A 20,251-nucleotide genomic window follows, 5' to 3' on the forward strand; every position below is an offset into this window, starting at 1 on the left:
ATCTTAATTTGCCTATTCCGCAACGAGCCACGATTGCGCCAGCTTTGCAGCATCACCGTATTCCGGCAAGATTGGCTGCATGAACGCCTCTATTGTGCTATCCAGTTGCCACGGTGGGTTCACAATTAACATCCCAGCCCCATACATACCGCGTTCTCCGGTGTTGGCTTGATAGTGAAACTCACTTTGCAAAACCGGTAGTGTAACTTCTGCTTTTATCTGCTCTAAAAGCGTTTCGTGCTTTGCTGCCGGTAAGAGTGGATACCAAATTAACACCACTGCATGACGGCAACGTTGCAGAACTTTGATTGCCGCAGCAGCTACATCATCATACTCAGTTTTGTTTTCGTAAGCAGGATCGATCAATACCAGTAATCGTGGGGTTTTCGGAGGTAACTGCTTCAGCACTCCTTGCAAGCCATCCCCATATACTACACGGCCTGTTTGTTGCTCACCATAGCCACTCAATACATCATGCTCGGCAGGATGCAGCTCGAAAACTGTGTGCCGATCTTGTGCTCGCCGTAATCTTGAAATCCAGCCCGGAGAACCAGGATAAAAACGCAGCTGATCTACTTTATTCAGCTGGCCACGGTTCGTTTGCTCTGCATTTGCAGAATCCAGCGCAGCAAAAAATTCCGCCCAAACTGGATTTATAATTAGGCGTTCGCGCAAAGGAACCATACGCGCTACACCCGCTGCAAATTCGCCAGTTTTCTGCGCTTGGGCATCGGTTAAATCATAATGCCCCTTGCCTGCATGAGTATCAAAATAGTGAATAGCACTTTCTTTTGCTTGTAAATGTTGCGTTACCGCAATCAGCGTAAGGTGCTTGTGCACATCGGCGGCATTGCCAGCATGATATCCGTGCTGATAACTGAGCATAGTGTTAAATTCCGTGGTTTTGAGGGGATAAATTTCTTGCTACAACAAAATCTATATTCATAGAGCGTAGATTACCTTGAAATCACTTTATTGTCGCGGCTCTGTGAGCTATAAACTATGCAAATCTCTTTCTCGGTACTTGAAATTTATGGCCTTCATGGAAAAAGCGTTGGTGGTTTATCCTGCTAGCGAATATCGTTTACTCGAGCGTGTTCACAGCTTTGCTCTTACTCACAACATTCAATTGATTGACGTTGAACAAGAGGAGTTTTTTGCGCATCCGGGGCTCTATTCCGATCAAGCCGATCACATAGTGGCTTTTGTTACCGATCAAACCGCTCACAAACTCATTGATATCGCAAAAACTCTCAATTTTTCCTTAGGATTTATACCATTAATTCAGGGTGGGCCTTTAGCCGCTTGGTTTAAATTCCCAAAGGATGAAACTGATGCTATTCGCTTAGCACTAGAAGATGACCCTGAAGCTATAGATATCCTGCGCTGTAACAATGAAGTGGTGTTAGGCTCAGTAACAATTGGTAACACCCCATTCGTAAACCAGCGCAGCAGCACTTCGTTGCAGCGCGATCAGAGCGCCGGGCGATTTGCTCTGTATTGGCTAGCACTGTTGTGGCGAAGCTTACGGCACCTCTTTTCTATATCGGTAGTGCCGATCACGTTGAGCACCGATAAAAAGCAATTTAATACCGCCATTTCTGGCATTGTGGCCATCGAAAATGATGTGCATTCAGCCGCAGCAAGGCTACTTGATACCACTATTTCGGTTCAAGACAACCGAGTTTCTGTCGTTATTATTTCGCCGAAATCCATAGGCCAATATGTTTCGTTTTTATTCGGCTCGTTACTTAGAAAAAAATATAATCGGCGCTTACCTACTTGTATTAGTTACATTAAAACTAGGCGTTTGAGCATTACCAGCCCGAAGCCGATTCGGCTGGTGCTTGATGGCCGTTCACGCAAAACTGATACTATTGAACTGGAGGTTTATCCACGCGCTGTTCGAATCAATATGAGTGATACTTATCACGATTTCCACGATCCCATTGATGATAACAAAGACACCATGCGCACTGATAACTTGCCGCAAAACCAAGAACGCGTAGCAATGATTACCCGACACCTACCAATTTTCACTCATGCTCTGGAAGAAGATTTTCGCGAATTATTTTTACAAATTCGCGATAGCGCAGTAGCGCACCCGCATTATATTGGCCTAATGATTTTAAGCTCTATCGTTGCTACCTTGGGCCTATTTCTCAGTAGTACTGCCGTTATTATTGGCGCCATGGTTTTGGCTCCTTTAATGGCCCCCATCGTTGCGATTGCTATGGGGCTTTTGCGAAGTGAGCGCGCACTTACATTGCAAAGCGCGAGGACTATCGGGATCGGTGTATTAATAGGCCTTTCCGTTTCAGCCTTTCTTGCCATTCTTGTACCGGTAAAAGAGCTTACGCCAGAAATTGCCGCCCGTATTCAGCCTACTTTGCTTGATTTAGGGGTGGCAATAGCCTGTGGAATCGCTGGTGCGTATGCTTATGCACGGGCAAGTGTAATGCGCAGCCTGCCGGGCGTTGCCATAGCCGTAGCGCTAGTACCTCCTTTATGCGTAGCCGGTATCGGTATCGGTTGGGGTAGCTTAAACATGATTATTGGCGCTGGGTTACTATTACTCACTAACCTATTCGGCATTGCCGGTGCCGCAGCCCTTACCTTTTTGGTTCTTGGTTATGCACCAGTTCAAAGGGCCCGTAAAGGCCTTATTGTTACGCTTACTTCAGTAGTAATTATCAGCGTGCCTCTCGCTTTTGCGTTTTCTTCTATTTATCAAACTTGGTCGATTGAACGCGATATTGGCACCCAACGAATGTATGTGAGCGGCCGAGAGATTCCGCTTACTAACGTAGAGGTAACGGTTGGCCGTAATAGTATTCTTGTGCGAGCTGATACTGTGGGCACTACCCCCATTGATGAAGTGACCATGCGCGATTTAAAGCAGCAGTTAGAAGTAAAATGGCAGCGCGAAGTAACCTTAGAAATTGGTTTTCGTTATCGAATTTAACCGCAGGTTCAAATGTATATCTAGGGTGGGTTCGGTGGGTTGAAATGCAATTCGTGCCTATTTGCATTACTCTAGAGAAAATAAAAAATAATGGGATCATCATGGTAAAACTACTACGTAAATCGGCAATGTTCGCCAGCATCACCGCCGCACTTGCCCTCAGCACCCAAATTGCCTGTGCCAACACGGCTGAATCGATCACTAACGTTGAGCCGAAGCTCGGCGATTTACACGAGCACATTGAGCGTACACGCCAGCAATGGGGCATTCCGGGTGTAGCCATTGCCGTTGTGCAGAACGATAAAATAATTCACCTATCGGGATATGGTGTGCTCAAGCAAAGTGAGCGCGCCACGGTAAACCCAGATACCTTATTTGGTGTTGCTTCAACCTCTAAAGCAATGACAGTAGCCACTCTAGGCATGTTAGTAGACGAAGGTAAGCTGGATTGGGATGATCGAGTTATTGACCATTTACCTTGGTTTCAACTTTCCGATTCTTGGGTAACCAATGAAGTAAGAGTGCGTGATTTACTTACTCATCAAGTGGGCGTGGGCCGCATGACCGGCAATCGAATTCAATTTATGCCCACCGCAGATCGGGAAACCGTGATTCGCCAAATGCGCTATCACGAATTTGAGGCACCCTTTCGTTCGCGTTATGTTTACAGCAATGTAATGTATTCGGCTGCTGGCGAAATTGTAGCGGCCATCACTGGCAAGAGCTGGGATACAGTAATGGCCGAGCGCCTATTTGCGCCACTAAATATGAATCGTTCTAACACCTCAATTACCCAATTTGCCGATACAGATAACAATATAGCTTGGCCACACCAATGGATCGATGGCGAGCTAGTAGAAATACAGCGGCGTAACTTCGATAACGTTGGGCCTTCTGCATCAGTAAATACTACTGCCTACGATATGGCGCAATGGATGCGTTTGCAGTTGGGCGAGCCTGGCGTTTATGCGGGCGAGCGCTTACTAAGTGAAGCCGTAATGGCCGAAATGCATAGCCCGCAAGTAGCACTTGGCCGCGGCGATCGCACTGATGGTGTTCGCGCCTACGGTTTTGCATGGACACTCGATGAATATAAAGGCTTGCAGCGAAGCCAACACGGTGGTGCTACAGATGGATTCAATACTTCGTTAGTGCTGGTGCCGGAGCTGGATTTAGGTATCGTGGTGATTACCAATACGTTCAGCACCTACATGCACGCATTGGTAAATACTATAGTTGATCGCATGGCTGAATTACCGGAACAAGATTGGAACGGTGAATATTTCGAGGCCTATAATGCCCAATATGAACGCGTTTTAGCTGCGCGCCAAGAAATTGAAGCGCAACGCGAACTGAATACTACTCCAAGCATGCCTAGCGAACAGTTAATTGGTAACTATACCGATAATCAATACGGTGAAGTAAAGGTTTTTGAAAATCAAGATGGTGGTTTATCACTGCATTTTTGGGATGATGGTGTTTCTATTCTCGATTTAGAACATTGGCATCACGATACATATCGTGCCGCTTGGCGGAACCAAGCACAACGAGAAAAATTCGTTAACTTTACGCGTGGCCGCGATGGCAAACCCATAAGCCTAGAAGTAACTTGGACATTACGCCCACATATGCTGCAAGTAGGTATTTATCCAACATCGTATTATCGCGATGTGAGCTTTAAGCGCCAATAATTCATAGCGAATTCGCAAGCGTTTTCACACTAAAAAAAACACATACAAAAACGCCAGTGATGGCTACATCACTGGCGTTTTGAGATTAATCAGAAATTATAAATCATCGAGTATATGCGAGCGTATTCGCTTAATAGCTTGGCTATGCAGCTGCGATACACGAGATTCGGTAACATCTAACACCGCGCCAATTTCTTTCAAATTTAGCTCTTCTTGATAATACAACGCCATGACCAACTTCTCTTTTTCCGGCAAACTACCAATTGCCTGCGCAATTAACTCTTTGCGTTCACCAGAAAACAGCGCTTCAGCGGGTGAATCATGCGCATTACTATCGCTGCTTAATTCAGTTTGTTCAGTAACTACTTCATCGTAAGAAAGCACCAAGCCATTATTCGTATCAAGCAGTAACTTCTGGTATTCATCCAATGGCATATCGAGCGCAGTGGCTATTTCACGCTCCTCTGGAACCCTGCCTAATTGATGCTCGAGCTTGCGCATACAAGCCTCTACATCGCGAGCGCTGCGCCGAACACTGCGCGGCAACCAATCACGTGAGCGTAATTCATCAATCATAGCACCACGTATGCGCTGATGGGCAAAGGTGGAAAACGCGGCACCAGCGGTTGGATCAAAGCGGCCAAAGGCATCGAGCAAGCCTTCCAAGCCAGCCTGAATTAAATCATCAATATCGACACCGGCCGGCAGCCTCACCTGCAATGAAAGCGCTTGCCGCCTCACTGTTGGGTAATATTGCTGCAGAACCGTTTCACGATTCATTTTGCCTTGTGCTGTGTACATAAACTCGTGTTCGCCTCTGATTCTAGTTTACGTGCTTTACTCTTCAGTATTGATATTTTCATTTGAATAACGCACGCAAATTAAATCAATATTAAAGAAGTTGCGGGCGCAATCACGAACGTTATTAATTAAACCACGAGTAGAAACCACCGGCGGATGTAACAATAAAATACGCCTTGGTCCATCGTTTAAATGCATCTTGCGTAACGCATAATAAGCTCGTTGGAAGCCATTTGTGTCCGGTTCAACCCATAATGCCCAGCGCGGAAACCGCTGTGCAAGCTCTTGCATATCGGTGTGTACGAATTCCGCAGGAATTAATTCCCACGAATCAGGGTCGCCCACCCAACGCCGGCCTTGCTCAGCTAATGCGCTTAACTGTTTGCGCACCGCTTGAGTATCGCCATCGCCGCGCGAAGGTAAACCCATTATCACCATTGAACGCCCTGGTGATGCCGCACTCTCGGTTGGTTTATTTTTATTTGCCCAATCTCTTAATCCGGCGGCTTGATCACTACTCACTTCGAACTCCTGCTGCCGACATAATTTGCATTGCCGCTGTAGCTTCAAGCAAATGAATTAAACCTGCTAAAATCTTTTGTGCATTAGCTTTACCACGTTTACCCGGCAAACTAAGTAACCGCTGCCGTGCCGTATTAAATGCCGGTACCATGCTATGTTCAACATGAATGGCACTCGCCGCTAAACTTGTTGCTAATGCTACCAAAACGTCTTGAGGCAAATGATCATACCCCGCTTGCTGCAATAACCCAAAAGCCTGGCGCGTTAAACTCGCAGCCTCATCACCTAACAATTGCTTGATAATTAGGCCTTTGGCACTTTCCTCAGAAAGCGTCGCTGAGGTTAACCAAAATCGGCGCACTAAATCAGCATTGCGTTTGCTTGCGTTCAGTTCGCCATACCACAACTTATAATCGTTACCGTTGCTACTCAAACGTACCAAAGTATAGCCTAGCGATAACTTTGCAGCTTCGCCCCGGTAGGGCAGTTGAGAAACAGCTACTTTATGCATTTTTTGGCGTAATGCCAATGCCGCTACCCGCTGATCATTTTTCTTGGCAGAACTAATGTAAACCCTTTGATTACGGTTGATAACCGAAACCCACTGCTTTTCTTGCAGCCAATCTAATTCTTTTTCTACTGGTAGTAGTTGGAAAATATGCTGCTGTAATTCGAGTTGCTTGCTGATACCGGAAATATCTCGGGGTTCTGCGGCATTTAGCGGTAGTGGCAATAGCAACCCTTCCGCATTACCCGGCAGATTCGCAAGATGCCACTTCACTCCGGCAACCGGTTTTGGCCGTGCCCAATGCATCACCAGTGGCTTTATATTCACAGCCAAGGCATTAGTTTTTTGCTGCCACTGCTCCAGCCCAAACGCTTGTTGCTCTGCTGGCGCATCAGCAACAGATAGCAGCTCTTCAAGATTAGCAAAGCCCGGCAAATCTTTGCGTAGCTGTTCGTATAAACTCGCCAGTGTTTTTCCCTGCGCCTGTAGAGTGCTCGATGTAGCTCTCCCACTTGTGGCAGTTTCAGTGTTGTAATTTGCAAGCCACTGGCTAAATTCTGCATACTCCGCGGCAACGCTATTTAATGCCAAACTAATCAGAGTAGGCATATCTGGTAATTCCAAATCTTCCGGCACCCGCTGACCGTTAGAAACGAAGTGCAATACCAACCCATGGCGAATCAACACATCAATAGCACCACCCAAACGAACTGATTCATCAACTTTAGAAATAATACAATCGTTGATTACCATATCGGTTTGTTTTGCCATTTGCTGAAACAGCTGCACCACTTCATCTAAACTTTCGCGCTGGCTCGCGCTATTTAGCAATAGTACCAACCGCGTTTTAGTGGCGCTTTGCGTTCCAGTTTGTAAATCAGCAATACGCTGGGTAAGGCGCTGATCGCGCTGGCTCATACCAACCGTATCAATAAGTACCAGTTTTTTCCCACGCATTTTATCTTGTAGCGTATCTAGCTTTTCGCCTTCTTCCAAGGCGTGCATATCTACATCTAACAGCCCGGCATATATTTTTAGCTGCTCGCGAGCACCTACTCGATAGCCATCGGTAGTTACTAATAACAATTGCTCAGGCCCAAACTGCATCACGTAATGTGCGGCAAGTTTTGCTGTGGTGGTAGTTTTGCCAACCCCAGTAGGGCCAACTAGCGCAATAACACCATCGGTAAATAGCTCAGCCGGAAAGTTTGGTAATTGAATGCGTTGCTGAAGTTGCTCGTGTAACCATGCGCTTACATCGGTGCATTGCTTTGGCATCACCGTTGCTAATTCGCGAATAAGCTCGGTACCAAACCCTGCTGCTTGCAGAATATTAACCATTTCGCGAATCGGGTGTATGGCCGGAGTTTCTTTTTTCTGCTGCTTGTTGAGCATGCTGCGCATTTCTTGCACTTCACTTAACAAGCGCTGAGCAAGCGCGGCAAAATCGTTCGGCGGCGGGTTTTCAGCCTCAGCCACTTTCGCATCCAAGGCGTCTTCTGCCATCGCCAAAATCTCGTAACCATCATCAAGCTGGCGCGAAGATAAAATCATGGCTTCAGGCCCCAAGCTCTCACGAACTTGGCGCATAGCGTCACGATTATTGGCACCAAAATAGCGCCTTACACTCATTGTTTATCTCCGATTAAAGCTGTAATTTTCAGCGTTCGATCATCAGGAATTTCCGCTTGCGACATTACCACTAAATAACGTAATTGTCGGCGCAAGAAGTGGGCCAATAGCGGGCGTAAACCATGCGCTACTACCAGTACTGGCGGCTCACCCATCGATTCTTGCCGTTCTAATGCAATTCTTGCCTGCTCTTGCAATGTAGCGGCAAGGCCCGGCTCCAATGCGCCACCATTATTCATAGCTTGCATCAATACTTGCTCTAACCGCACGTCTAAACCGAGCACGTGGAGCTCACGTGCGCCAGCAAACCATTTTTGTGTAATTGCCCGGCCTAATGCCAAGCGAACTTGTGCGGTTAATTCGTGAGCTTCTGGCTGCTGCCCCTCGAATTCAGCTAGTGTATCAAAGATGGTGCGCATATCTCGAATTGGAACTTCTTCATCCAACAAGTTTTGTAGAATACGTTGCAGCACAGTAAGTGAAACACATTTTGGCACCACATCTTCAACCAAGCCTTTATTCTCTTCAGCAAGCTTATCTACCAGCTGTTGAACTTCCGAACGGCCTAGTAGTTCGCCCGAGAACCTTTGTAGCAAGTGGTTCAAATGAGTAGCCACAACGGTACTGGCGTCAACTACTGTGTACCCATATATTTGCGCGTGCTCCCGTTCTCCGGCCTCTATCCAAATAGCCTCCAGCCCGAATGCAGGGTCTGTAGTTTTAATGCCATCCACTTCGCCCGTTACTTGCCCAGGGTTAATGGCTAACCACTTATCAGGATAAATATCAGCACGCCCCACTTCACCACCTTTTAAAGTAATCACATAACTATTCGGTGGTAATTCTAAGTTATCTCGAATATGAACCACGGGTGGCAAGAAACCAACATCTTGTGCAAACTTTTTCCGCACACTTTTAATTCTGCCCAGCAATTCACCTTGCTGGCGATCATCTACCAACGAAATTAACCGGTGTCCAACTTCCATACCCAATGTATCAACCAGCTGAACATCCTTCCAACTCGCTTCCGGCGATTCAAATTGAGCAACAGGGCCTTCTTCTACTGGCAGCGCCGTAGCATTTTTCTTTTGCTTTACCATGATGCGCCAAGCCATAAAGCCCAAAGTGGCGGTAAACAAAAGGAACACAAAATTTGGCATGCCCGGCACTAAACCGAGTAAACCAATTACGATTGCTGCCAGTATCATCACTTTCGGGTTAACGAAAAGTTGGCTCACCATCTGCTGACCAACATCTTGGTCGGTGTTTACCCGAGAAACGGTAACACCCGCAGCGGTAGAGATAACCAACGCTGGAATCTGTGCTACCAAGCCATCGCCGATCGCTAGCAAAATATAAACTTGTGAGGCATCTGCAAAACTTAAACCATGCTGCATGGTACCAATTAGCAGCCCGCCAATGATGTTAACCACCATGATAATCAAACCGGCTACAGCATCACCCCGAACGAATTTACTCGCACCATCCATCGAGCCGTAGAAATCTGCTTCTTGTGCTACCTCAGTGCGGCGGCGGCGAGCATCTTCTTCACCAATCAGGCCAGCATTCAAATCAGCATCGATCGCCATTTGCTTACCCGGCATTGCATCGAGCATGAACCGCGCACCAACTTCCGCAATACGGCCGGCACCCTTGGTGATAACCATGAAATTGATGATTACGAGAATTAAAAATACCACTAAGCCAACAGCAAAATTACCGCCTACTAGGAACTGACCAAAAGATTCAATTACCTTACCCGCTGCATCGCCACCGGTGTGTCCATCCATCAATACCACACGAGTAGATGCCACATTCAGGGATAACCGGAGCAACGTAGTAAAGAGCAAAACGGCTGGGAAAGCTGCGAAATCTAAAGGCTTCTCGGCAAACATACTTACCAAAAGCACCATCAGTGCAAGCGCAATATTAAAGGTGAAGAGTAAATCCAACACGAATGGCGGCAATGGTAAAACCATCATCGCCAAAATCATCAGGATCAGAATCGGGCCGATGAGCATTTGCAAACGGCCGTCGGTTAACTTACCGAACTGATTCAGTGAAGGCATTATCCCCTTCATTCATTCCCCTCCCCGGGAGTTTGCGTGGGCTCACCATTATCTTGATGACGCGGGTGTACTTTTCGTTCCGCCATTTGTTTTGGCACACTAAGGTTCTTCGGCGTTGGCGGAATATCACCACCCTCAACCTTAATTTGTTTCAATCGGAATGCCCATGCTAATACTTCAGCTACTGCAGTGTATAAAGCAGTAGGAACTTCTCGCTCTAGATCCACGTTATAGAACAATGCGCGGGCTAACGCTGGTGCTTCAAGGCGCGGAATATTATGCTCTTCGCCAAGCTCTCGAATCTTTGCCGCTACGGCATCTGAACCTTTGGCTACTAATCTCGGCGCGCCCATTTTTTTATCATCATACTTTAAAGCCACCGCAAAATGCGTTGGGTTTGTAATAATTACATCTGCTTCAGGAACTTTACTCATCATGCGGCCGCGAGAAATGGCTTGCTGCTGAGCCCGAATTCTCGCTTTAACATGCGGGTCGCCTTCAGTTTCTTTATGTTCCCGCTTTACTTCTTCTTTTGTCATTTTTAGCTTTTTCGTATGGCTATAAAGCTGATAAGGCACATCGATTAGCACTACTACAATTAATGTAAGCACCATTAATACAGCTGCTTCAGCGGCGAGCTTTAATGCATTAGTAAGTGCTAATTGCACTGGCTGCCCCATCAGGCCCATATATTCGCCTTGGCGAGTAACCAAAAACACCACTAGTACGCCACCCACAAGTGCCGTTTTTGCTATCGCTTTGCCAAGTTCAGCCAAGGCTTGGCTCGAGAATATTCGTTTCAAGCCTTTAGCAGGGTTCAGTTTCGATAATTGCGGCTTCATTCCCTTTGCAGAAACAATCCAGCCACCGAGCAACGCCGGCGCAACGAGAGCCAATACCACCATTAGGATAAATAATGGCATTAATGCATATAGGCTTTGCAGTGCTAAATTAGCTACTTTCGAGAGCATTGGTTCGGGCTCAAAGGCATGCATTCGTTCAAATAAAAATGCCTGCTCCATCACCGTTCCAAGCTGCTCATAAAGAATCGAGCTCATCCCCCACAGGCCAATAATACCACCGAACAACAACACAAAAGTGGTCAATTCTCGAGATCGCGCAACTTGCCCCTCATCCCGCGCTTTTTGTAAGCGCCTGGGCGTGGCGGGTTCTGTTTTTTCAGAATCGTCGCTTGTACTCTGTTCTGCCATTTTTAAGCGTTTCTCTAGGCATTATCGGGGATTTGGCTGATATTCTGCCAGAAGGCAAGGAAATTCGAATGGAAAAAAAGCGCCTGTTTATTGGCGCTTTTCATTTTATTCTTTGTTTACAAGCAAACGATTAGGGCTAGAGAAAAAAGCCTTGCGGATCTTCATCTAAAGAAACACCGCCTTCGCCAAGCTCCGCTTCTAAATCTTCTTCCAATAAGCGCTCAAATTCCTCAGAATCGCCAGGCAGGAGCCCCTGACGGCGAATAAACTCTGCTGATTGCTCAGTATGTAAAATCAAAGTAATTCTTCGGTTCATTGGATCACGCGGGCTAGCACCCTCTAATGGAATGCGATCGGCAACACCCGATATTGAAAGTAATTTCTCCGGATCTAAACCACCGGCAATCAATTCACGGCGTGATGCATTTGCTCTATCTGATGATAATTCCCAGTTGCTATAACCCACATAACCGCCCGCATAAGGAATGCTATCGGTATGGCCACTAATGGTTAAAGCATTATCTACTGAGTTCAAAATTGGTGCTACGGTTCTCAACAACCGGCCCATATACGGCGCTACGGTTGGCGAGCCAATTTCAAACATTGGCCGTTGTTCGGTATCCATCATTTGAATACGCAAACCCTCACGGGTTAAATCTAAACGCATCTGAGCTTCGAGTTGACGTAAAACCGGGTCAGCTTGAATAGCTCGTTCTATTTGCCGTTGAATATTCTGAAAGTGGCGGCGCACATCAGCAGGCCGTGTTTGCATTCGATAATCAATTCGAGCTCGCTCACCATCAGAATGCATAGTATCCGGCCCACCACCCTGAATCGCAGAGCTTGCCGAATTATCTCTATCACCACCAACCATTGCTACTGCCAGGGGCGTTCGAAAATACTCAGCTACGCTCTGGCGTTGCTCATCATCCGCCATCGAAAGTATCCACATCACCAAGAACAACGCCATCAACGCCGTCATGAAATCGGCAAGTGCGATTTTCCATGCCCCACCATGGTGGGCATGAACCACCTTTTTCCGGCGGATGATTATCGGGCGATGTTCTTCAGCCATATATACTACTCCGCAGGTTTATTGCCACGAACATGATCTTCGAGCTCGTTGAACGATGGCCGTTCAACTAAATCAAGTGCCTTACGGCCAAACTCTACGGCGAGTTGCGGCGCATAACCATTCATACTAGCTATCAAAGTTACGCGCACACATTGAAGTGATTTCAGGCCCTCAGCAATTTGCCGTTCAATCCGGGTTGCTAATGGGCTAATAAACCCGTAGCCCAATAGAATACCGAGGAACGTACCAATCAATGCGTGTGCAATCATCTCACCCATTACATCAGCAGATGCATCGGCATAGGTTAGTGCTTTTACTACACCTAATACAGCGGCAACGATACCAAAGGCTGGCATCGCATCACCTACTTTAGCAATCGCATCTGCCGGCACATGAGCCTCGATCTCAAAGGATTCAATTTCGTGCAGCATTAGCTCATCGAGTTCATGTGGATTCATGTTGCCACTGATCATTAGGCGAAGGTAATCGGTAATGAAATTACGCAACATATCGTCGCCCAGAATCGCAGGATGCTCCTGAAACAACACACTTTCTTGTGGTTCTTCAACATCGCGTTCAACCGCTAACATGCCATCACGGCGCATTTTATTAAGCAGCTTGTATAATAAAGCCATTAAATCCATGTACACCGCTTTGTTGTACTTGGTGGTGGCTTTTAATTTTTTGGTAACATTAAAGGTAGCTTTAATCGCCTTGCCATTGTTTGCTGCAATGAACGCACCTACGCCGGCCCCACCAATCATTACGATTTCCAATGGTTGCCATAACGGCCCGAGCTGCCCGCCGGCCATTGAGAAGCCGCCAAAGACAGAGAAAATAACAACTAAAAACCCAATCGCGATGAGCACCAGATACCCCTCATTTATTACTTTCGTAGGTAGTTTCGCTAACCATGCAATACTAAGTGGAGCATGCAAAAATTGCTTAAACTAATCGTGTTTATTAGCTATCGGCTTTCGCAGGAAAAACTTAAGTATTAATTTACGTATTCTTCACGGGTAGGGTGCCGAAAAAACTACGATTCCTTCAGTTTCGGCTTAGTTTTTTTCTTACCCGGCTTTCCTGCTCGGGAAGGCGGTTGGCAAATACCACACACGTATTCATCATCCGGTGTATGAGCGTGATTTACGAAAGGTAATGCACATTGTTTACAGGTAGAAAGCTGAAACATATTACTTTCAAAGAAACGCAATAGTGTCCAAGCTCGGGTTAAGCCCAATATTTGCTCGCCACCGGTAGAATCAACATGTTCATTATATAAACGATAGGCTTTCGTAAATGCCGTCATGCGATCTATTTTCTCGCTATCAGAAAGCTTGAGGTAGATAGAATAGAATAAGGAAGAATGGATGTTGGGTAGCCAGGTCATGAACCAATCAGTGGAAAAAGGCAACAAGCCTTTCGGAGGAGATTCTCCCCGTACTTCTTTATAGAGGCGAACTAAGCGGCCTCGGTTTAACTCTACTTCTGATTCTAATACTTGTAGCCGTGCCCCTAATTCAATTAGCTCAATAGCTAGCTGAACTTGATTCATTTCATCAAGAAGCTTTTTTTCTGACAAAGCGTTACACCCTACTGCTTCTCTAATCGCATGTTAGCGCGTAGAGGCCATTAACATTGCAAGATGCGTGTGCGTTAAACCCGTTTCACGTTTGCTGCGCAAAATATGGGCTAATTGCTCTGCATTATCAGCGCAAGGGCGGAGTACAAACTGCCCCTGAGTGGCCAACCAAGTAATTTCGCGAACCGACATCGACGATATCAAATCAGCCATTTCGTTCGATAGCTTTAACCGAAACATTGCGGAATCGCGATCTTCTGAAAGCATTTTCTGTATCAGAAGCAAATATGCGAGGTTGAGTTCTTGGAACTCTTCAATTGTTTTTGTGGTTTCCAAAATCTAATCCCCTGTGCCTCTCCGATGGAGAATGAGCGCATATAATAAAGATGTTTATGTATAATAAATATACACTTGCATCAAATTGATTAACTATTATTTTTGTCTTCTGTTAACCATATGTTATTGATACAGGCTATCGAACTATCCGTCAAACCATGACGTTATGATCTTTAGCCATTAGGTTTACAATAAATTTATAACCTATGGTAATCCAGAAATATGTGGGGGGAAACCCTAAATGTTTGTAAAGACTGTAAGTCATTGCTGAACATTAAGGTTATAAAATAGACAGGCTGAAATTTTACAGAAACCTCGAAATTGAAGCTCACGGGAGTTCTTAGAGATAATGTACCAAACGTGGGTATTGAGTTTTACTAGTTTAAATAAATACAGGCTAATATTTTTGTGATTCACTTGTATGCATAGGCCTAATTATCATCCGCAACTTCTTGCAACCATACTAAAAGCTCTACCAAAACCTCTTTTAAAGAATCAGGTAAGTAATCATTTGGGTTTAAATGCATCAATAGGCCGACAAGCTCGGGTGCATCATGAACGAATATGCCATGCTTTTCCGCTTCAAAAATAATTCGCTCAGCAAATTCACCATACCCTTGCGCGAGCACTTCCGGTTGATTCGCTTGGTTATAGCCGAGTGCTACCGCTCCACGGCGTTTGTCCCAGTTTTTATCGCTCATTATTTTCAGCCTCAACGGCAGAATCATCCTCGCGTTGCCGAGTTTCAACCGTAACCTCAGAAAGCCCGAGTTTGCGTAACCTATCGCGTAAAATACTCTCTTTTGATTCTAGCTTGGCAACCACATCATCATTAGCCACAAACAATAGGTGCAGGTGCTTCTCTTTTAAATGCACCCCAACAGAAAGTGCACCCAACCCCCGAACAGTGAGCTCTAGCTCCGAGCGCCAGCTGCGATCTTTGTTTTTATCACTTTGCTGGTTTTGTTCTGAAGGATTGCGAGGTTCAACCTGCCCTGGCTGCAGAAACAAGGCCATAAAAATACCCGACCACAAATCGCCTTCCCAACGCAAAACTGGGGTAGTTAACATTTCAAGCTGCTGGCGAACGATCGGTTGTAAAGCTTCGGGAACTGGCCCTGTAAGAACTCGACCTTCCTGCGGCTGGGCAATATTTTGCATTTGTGGTTGTTGTTGTAGCGCTGAGCGCGGCACTTCGCCACGAAACCAACGGCCTAACGTGCTTTCGTAAAACACACCACTATTGCGAATACTCGAATCAAGCCTATCTGCCAAAAGTGTTGTTGTGATAGTTTCGCCAGATTGAATCAAAGGTACGCCAGGGCGAATCGTTGAACCCGGAGCTGGATATTGCATAAGCACATCGGCAATAGTTTTGCCGGCACTCGAAAGAGCTATTTGCGCAGAGGGAGGGCTTGGTAAGTTAGGTTGAATTTGTTGATAGGTTGCTTGCGCTAATTTGCTGCCAGTACGCAAATGGGGTTGCACAGCATGCGCTTGCGAATTAGCTCTAGAATCGAGCCGTGAATCGCTTTGTAACGCGCGCGGCCCCTCGCCCGGATCTACCGGACGAACAGGTTGGTTTAAGTTTTTTTGCGCTGTAAGATCGCCCTTGGGGCCGAGAACTTGGTGTAACAGCGTATCAAGTAACGGAGTAATGCCGCTCATCCTACACCTCCGTTAATCTTTCGTACTAAAACCAATGCTTGAATAAATTAAGAAAGGTACGCGTTATCCACTTTTCTTTTTTTCGATGCCGTTGAAAGCATTTTTTCTAATTCAGCACGGCGCTGTGTTAACCGCTGACGAATTTCTTTGTCTTGCTTCAATAGCGTGTCTAAGAACACAAGTTTCTGTTCCTGCTGCTGTTCGGTTAACATGGCATCAAGCTCATGCTTTTGTAACCGCTCAACTTCGCTAACATAAGCCACTTCGCTTTCGATAAGTTTGGTCCAATCATCTTCGCGCGCATGCTCAAGCATGGTGGAAGAGAATTCTAATAGCCGTTCATAAGCACTAATCACTTCTGCCCCATCCATTACCGGTTTCAAATACGCACGAGCGCCCACGTTTACGCGCCCTGCTTCGCTGATGCTGCCTGCTGTCCAATTTCTTTCCATGCTGAACCTATATTTAGAAGTAGTTCTGCTGCTTCATCGAGCTTCGCAGTATCATTATGGATATTCGCTTTCATCAGCAAGCCCGAAATGTAGTTATAGAGGCTCTCTAAGCGTTCTGCCAATTCGCCACCTTTTTCTTTATCAAGGGCGGCCAACAAACCACTGTTCACAATATCCATCGCTTTTGATATTGCTTTCGCTTTTTCCGCAATATTGCCATTAGCCATGTGCAATTTTGCCGCTTTAATCGAAGCTTGAGCACCATCGAATAACATCGAGATCAGTTGGTGTGGGCTGGCTGAGAGAACATTACTTTCAACACTCACTCTGCCATAAGCCGCTGCTCCGCGCATTGCATACATAACTGTTCTCCTATCTTATGGTTTCCCAGCACAACCGGTACTACCTTTACTGATTATTTATAATTACTTACGGCCCAACTGAGCATTTAACATATCAAATTGCTGTGTTATGTAGTTACTCGTTGAGTTCATGTTCGCTATCATGGAATCGAGTTGAGAAAACTGTGTACGATATCGATCAATGGTTTTCCCTATACTTTCTTCCATGCGCACAAATCTGTCGTCAAGTCTGCCAATGCTATCTTGCAAACCTTTGGTGGTGTTCTTAATCGGCCCGTCACTTTGTAATAACTGAGTAATGCTTAGATCAATTTTTCCGCTTAAACCGCCGCCTGCTGAAGTACCCGCGAAGAACGTGCTTACATCACTCATATTGTTGGCAATCATTTCTTTAAACTTGGTTTCGTCCAAAGTTAATTTACCATCGAGTTCCAGATCAATACCGACATCACGCAGCATACGCGCATTTCCCGTATCAACCCCTTCACCGATAATACTTCGCATACTCTGTTGTACGTTTCGAAGCGTAGAATCACCCAGCAATTGGCCATTATTGCCGCTCTCACCACCAAAGCGCGTAAGGTTGCCAATAAGGCTTTGCAAATTATTGTATTTGTCTACAAAGTCAGTAACCGCTTTCTGGGTTAATTCATTATCACGAGTAATTGATACCGTTGAAGAACCTTCGGCTTGTAAATCTAAGGTTACGCCCTGAATTGCACCTTCAACACGGTTGCTTTGGCTGGTAATAGTAATGCCATTCACATTCAACATCGCATTTTGAGCTTGTTGCTCTGTGGCTGCGTCAAGCGCTAAGTCTGCACCCAATGCGCCAAAATTAATATTGGAAATCGCTGCGTCAGTACCGGTTTCTGGCGAGCTCAACACCAAGCGATATGGAGTGCCGCTACCATCGTTAACGATTGAAGCTTGCACGCCACCATTTGCAGTATTAATTGCATCACGAATGTTTTGCAGCGAACTTTGCGCCGGGTCGATATCAACCGCTAAAGTTTCACCGCTGCCAAGGGTAAAGGAAAGTGTTCCACCGCCAAGATTATCGGTTTGGCTTGCCACACCGGCAGTTGCCACACTATAAGCTTCAGCGCGGTCAATTACATTTACTTGATAACTACCGATAGGGGCTGTTGAGCTAGCTGCAGCGTTCACGGAAGAACCGGCTACCGCGCTACTTACACCCTGGAAAGTATCGGTTTTATTTAGCTTTGCAGCCGCATCTTGAAAAGTTGATAATGCACTTTCCAAGCGGCCGTAAGCGGAAATTTTCGCTTGCTGTGCTTGTTTCTGTTGCGTAATAGGCTGCAGCTTCTGACGTTCAGCTGCTGCCAGCTGATCGAGAAGCCCGTTGAGGTCCATACCAGAACCAATACCTAATGCAGAAATGGAAGCCATTGTTTTACCTTTTGCAATTGCACTTGTTGTTTGAGCAAAATTATAGCTCGTTTAACAACAACATGCTTATTTTGTCAGCTTTTTTCCAGTAGCAATCACTGAAAAAGCCCTATTAAAAACTGCTTATTCAATTTATCGGCCATTAAGCCCTAAACTTTAGAAATCGGTTTCTAGCACTTCTTTAATTTCACCAAGAACAGTTAAAGCACTGCCTTCAATCGGCTTTTCGAGCTCAGTATCAGGTGGCCCATCATGTGAAGTAAGAATAACTTGGCGAATATGGCGCCTTTCATCAAGGCCGGTAACCCAAGCCAGTTGATCATTTAGCTTGTACTTCACCAGTGAGCCCACAGAAATCATGCCGAAATGGCGAATATAGCGCTCGATCCACTCGTAATCGAATTGGTTGGTATTAGCCAGTAAATACCGATATGCGGTTTCTGTAGTTTGCCCGGCACGATCTGCTCGCGGCCTACACATTGCATCTACCGCATCAACAACAGATACCATTCGAGAAAGTTGGCCTAAATCATTACCCTTGAGCCCAAGCGGATAACCAGAACCATCAAGCCGCTCATTTATGCGTTCAAGTACACCCTGCACTACTGCTGGAGCAAGCCACTTGCAGTTATCCATTTGGTTCATTAGCAGTGCCACATGCGATTGCATACGCAAATAGGAATCACGGCTTAACGTGCTAGCGCGCCACAATGACCCAGGTAACATACCTTTACCCAAATCATGCAGCATGCCAGCCGCTACAATAGCTTTTTCAAGCTCCCGCGGCAGTTTTGCGCCGCTTTGCGCTAAATCTACAGAGCGTATTGCTACACTTAAACCATGAATAACCCAAGCAGATTCACGATGAATACAACGCAATGCGAATAACGCGCCCTCACGATCATCTTTGATGATATCGAGTAATTTATCTGCATGTGCGGATAACTGGCCAGAGTTAATTTTTTGACCTTGCCGTAACGCTACCATTTGGCTATCTAAGTAACCGGCAATGCGCGCCAGCCTTCTAGCGATGGGTGTTGGATACTTGTGCCCTTGCCGCCGGCCTAAAGCCACATTTTCATCTTTTACTTCAAATAACGGCGAGGGAGTTTTTGAAGAGCCTTCGCCCGCGTTACGCGAAGCTTCGCGTTCTATTTCACGAACAAAGGTCCATAATTGTTTTTCGTCGGCTTTACTTACATTAGTAAACTCAAAGCCTACCGTTAGCACTTGCCGATCGGGATCAGTTTTGATGTGGCGGACATCAGCAACGATTGGAAATACCGTGCCATCAGGGAAACATATCTCTAGCTCGGAGCGCATGTGATTAATTACTTTTGAAGCGCCATCTTGGGCAAAGAAATCAACTAAAGCGCCAGTTGCTGAAAGGTCTTTTAAATCACCCATCAGTTCCATAGTTCGCGTTTCGGCTACTTCGGTAACCTCATCGCCCTCTTTCGCTTCTTTGTTTTCTTCGTCTTCTTTTAACGGCTTTTCTTTTTGTTTATCGGTTTTATCGGTTTTATCGCGCTTTTTAACTTCTTCCTCAGCACGTAACCGAATACCTACATCCATGCCGATTCGCAACTGCGCTCGGAATGCAGAACGCCGTTGCCGTAAATCTAAACCTTCCGGCCAAACCGATTTACAAATCAAACGGCCATCTTTTTCTGAAAACTCGGTCATTTTCATCGGCGTTGAACGAATCATACCGGCATGGCTTTGCCCCAGCAGTATAAACTCAACGCCACGGCGCAATTTTGGCGCTAATTCACGGATGGCGGTTAAATCATACTCAACATATTCGTCGTCTTCGAGATCCAACAAAACAATCGGAAACGCTTTCGCTTCGGCGGAATTAAGCCGAATTTGCGCCGCTCCAGGTTGTGTCATTGTTTCAAGTAAGGCGGAAACTTCCATTTTACTCGATACGGGTGAGTATTCTTCTTCTTCCACGCGCCAAG

18 protein-coding genes are annotated in these 20,251 nt (G+C 46.0%); 2 read left to right on the forward strand and 16 right to left on the reverse strand.

The genetic code is table 11. The annotated features are described in order from the left end of the window. Nucleotides 1–12: 12 nt before the first annotated feature. Nucleotides 13–885 (reverse strand): 23S rRNA (adenine(2030)-N(6))-methyltransferase RlmJ, encoded by an 873-nt coding sequence (locus tag A28LD_RS02220; RefSeq protein WP_007419428.1) that lies wholly within the window; start codon nucleotides 883–885, stop codon nucleotides 13–15. A gap of 148 nt (nucleotides 886–1,033) precedes the next feature. Here A28LD_RS02220 and A28LD_RS02225 point away from each other — a divergent pair, with 148 nt between their 5' ends. Both A28LD_RS02225 and A28LD_RS02230 read left to right on the forward strand, forming a co-directional pair. Beyond that, entirely contained in the window at nucleotides 1,034–2,965 is a 1,932-nt protein-coding gene (locus A28LD_RS02225) for a DUF389 domain-containing protein (RefSeq protein ID WP_007419429.1), read from the forward strand. A gap of 101 nt (nucleotides 2,966–3,066) precedes the next feature. Further along, entirely contained in the window at nucleotides 3,067–4,656 is a 1,590-nt protein-coding gene (locus A28LD_RS02230) for a serine hydrolase (protein WP_007419430.1), read from the forward strand. 96 nt (nucleotides 4,657–4,752) lie between these two features. Here the strand turns inward: A28LD_RS02230 and A28LD_RS02235 are convergent, their stop codons facing one another. The 15 genes from A28LD_RS02235 to A28LD_RS11830 all read right to left on the reverse strand — a co-directional run bounded on the left by A28LD_RS02235 (nucleotide 4,753) and on the right by A28LD_RS11830 (nucleotide 20,243). Then, nucleotides 4,753–5,457: an RNA polymerase sigma factor FliA gene (locus tag A28LD_RS02235; protein ID WP_007419431.1), complete on the reverse strand. Its 705-nt coding sequence runs from the start codon at nucleotides 5,455–5,457 to the stop codon at nucleotides 4,753–4,755. Between the two features lie 36 nt (nucleotides 5,458–5,493). Further along, nucleotides 5,494–5,979, reverse strand: coding sequence for a hypothetical protein (locus tag A28LD_RS02240; protein WP_007419432.1), 486 nt, complete (start codon nucleotides 5,977–5,979; stop codon nucleotides 5,494–5,496). Further along, complete coding sequence (gene flhF / locus A28LD_RS02245) at nucleotides 5,972–8,119, reverse strand: flagellar biosynthesis protein FlhF (protein WP_007419433.1); 2,148 nt, start codon at nucleotides 8,117–8,119, stop codon at nucleotides 5,972–5,974. The genes A28LD_RS02240 and flhF overlap by 8 nt, the downstream gene beginning before the upstream one ends. Then, on the reverse strand, nucleotides 8,116–10,200 hold the full coding sequence (flhA, locus tag A28LD_RS02250; protein ID WP_007419434.1) for a flagellar biosynthesis protein FlhA: 2,085 nt from the start codon (nucleotides 10,198–10,200) through the stop codon (nucleotides 8,116–8,118). Before flhA ends, flhF begins: the two co-directional genes overlap by 4 nt. Then, nucleotides 10,197–11,399 (reverse strand): flagellar biosynthesis protein FlhB, encoded by a 1,203-nt coding sequence (flhB, locus tag A28LD_RS02255; RefSeq protein ID WP_007419435.1) that lies wholly within the window; start codon nucleotides 11,397–11,399, stop codon nucleotides 10,197–10,199. The genes flhA and flhB overlap by 4 nt, the downstream gene beginning before the upstream one ends. A gap of 136 nt (nucleotides 11,400–11,535) precedes the next feature. Further along, nucleotides 11,536–12,474 (reverse strand): flagellar motor protein MotB, encoded by a 939-nt coding sequence (motB, locus tag A28LD_RS02260; protein WP_007419436.1) that lies wholly within the window; start codon nucleotides 12,472–12,474, stop codon nucleotides 11,536–11,538. Between the two features lie 5 nt (nucleotides 12,475–12,479). Next, a complete protein-coding gene (gene motA, locus A28LD_RS02265; protein ID WP_007419437.1) occupies nucleotides 12,480–13,343 on the reverse strand; it encodes a flagellar motor stator protein MotA in 864 nt (287 codons plus the stop codon). 167 nt (nucleotides 13,344–13,510) lie between these two features. Beyond that, nucleotides 13,511–14,056 carry a flagellar transcriptional regulator FlhC gene (gene flhC / locus A28LD_RS02270; RefSeq protein WP_007419438.1) on the reverse strand — a complete coding sequence of 182 codons (546 nt, stop codon included), beginning with the start codon at nucleotides 14,054–14,056 and terminating at the stop codon, nucleotides 13,511–13,513. Nucleotides 14,057–14,089: 33 nt separating this feature from the next. After that, nucleotides 14,090–14,392: a flagellar transcriptional regulator FlhD gene (locus tag A28LD_RS02275; protein WP_007419439.1), complete on the reverse strand. Its 303-nt coding sequence runs from the start codon at nucleotides 14,390–14,392 to the stop codon at nucleotides 14,090–14,092. Between the two features lie 431 nt (nucleotides 14,393–14,823). Next, entirely contained in the window at nucleotides 14,824–15,093 is a 270-nt protein-coding gene (locus tag A28LD_RS02280) for an EscU/YscU/HrcU family type III secretion system export apparatus switch protein (RefSeq protein WP_007419440.1), read from the reverse strand. Beyond that, nucleotides 15,083–16,060: a flagellar hook-length control protein FliK gene (gene fliK, locus A28LD_RS02285; RefSeq protein ID WP_007419441.1), complete on the reverse strand. Its 978-nt coding sequence runs from the start codon at nucleotides 16,058–16,060 to the stop codon at nucleotides 15,083–15,085. The genes A28LD_RS02280 and fliK overlap by 11 nt, the downstream gene beginning before the upstream one ends. Nucleotides 16,061–16,107: 47 nt before the next feature. After that, on the reverse strand, nucleotides 16,108–16,512 hold the full coding sequence (gene fliT, locus A28LD_RS02290) for a flagellar protein FliT (RefSeq protein ID WP_007419442.1): 405 nt from the start codon (nucleotides 16,510–16,512) through the stop codon (nucleotides 16,108–16,110). After that, a complete protein-coding gene (fliS, locus tag A28LD_RS02295; protein ID WP_007419443.1) occupies nucleotides 16,464–16,874 on the reverse strand; it encodes a flagellar export chaperone FliS in 411 nt (136 codons plus the stop codon). The genes fliT and fliS overlap by 49 nt, the downstream gene beginning before the upstream one ends. A gap of 63 nt (nucleotides 16,875–16,937) precedes the next feature. Continuing rightward, nucleotides 16,938–18,287 (reverse strand): flagellar filament capping protein FliD, encoded by a 1,350-nt coding sequence (gene fliD / locus A28LD_RS02300; RefSeq protein ID WP_007419444.1) that lies wholly within the window; start codon nucleotides 18,285–18,287, stop codon nucleotides 16,938–16,940. Between the two features lie 156 nt (nucleotides 18,288–18,443). Further along, nucleotides 18,444–20,243, reverse strand: a complete 1,800-nt coding sequence (locus tag A28LD_RS11830; protein ID WP_007419445.1) for an HD domain-containing phosphohydrolase — start codon at nucleotides 20,241–20,243, stop codon at nucleotides 18,444–18,446. Between the last annotated feature and the right edge of the window lie 8 nt (nucleotides 20,244–20,251).

Source organism: Idiomarina sp. A28L, from assembly GCF_000218785.1.
Classification (GTDB): Bacteria; Pseudomonadota; Gammaproteobacteria; order Enterobacterales; family Alteromonadaceae; genus Aliidiomarina.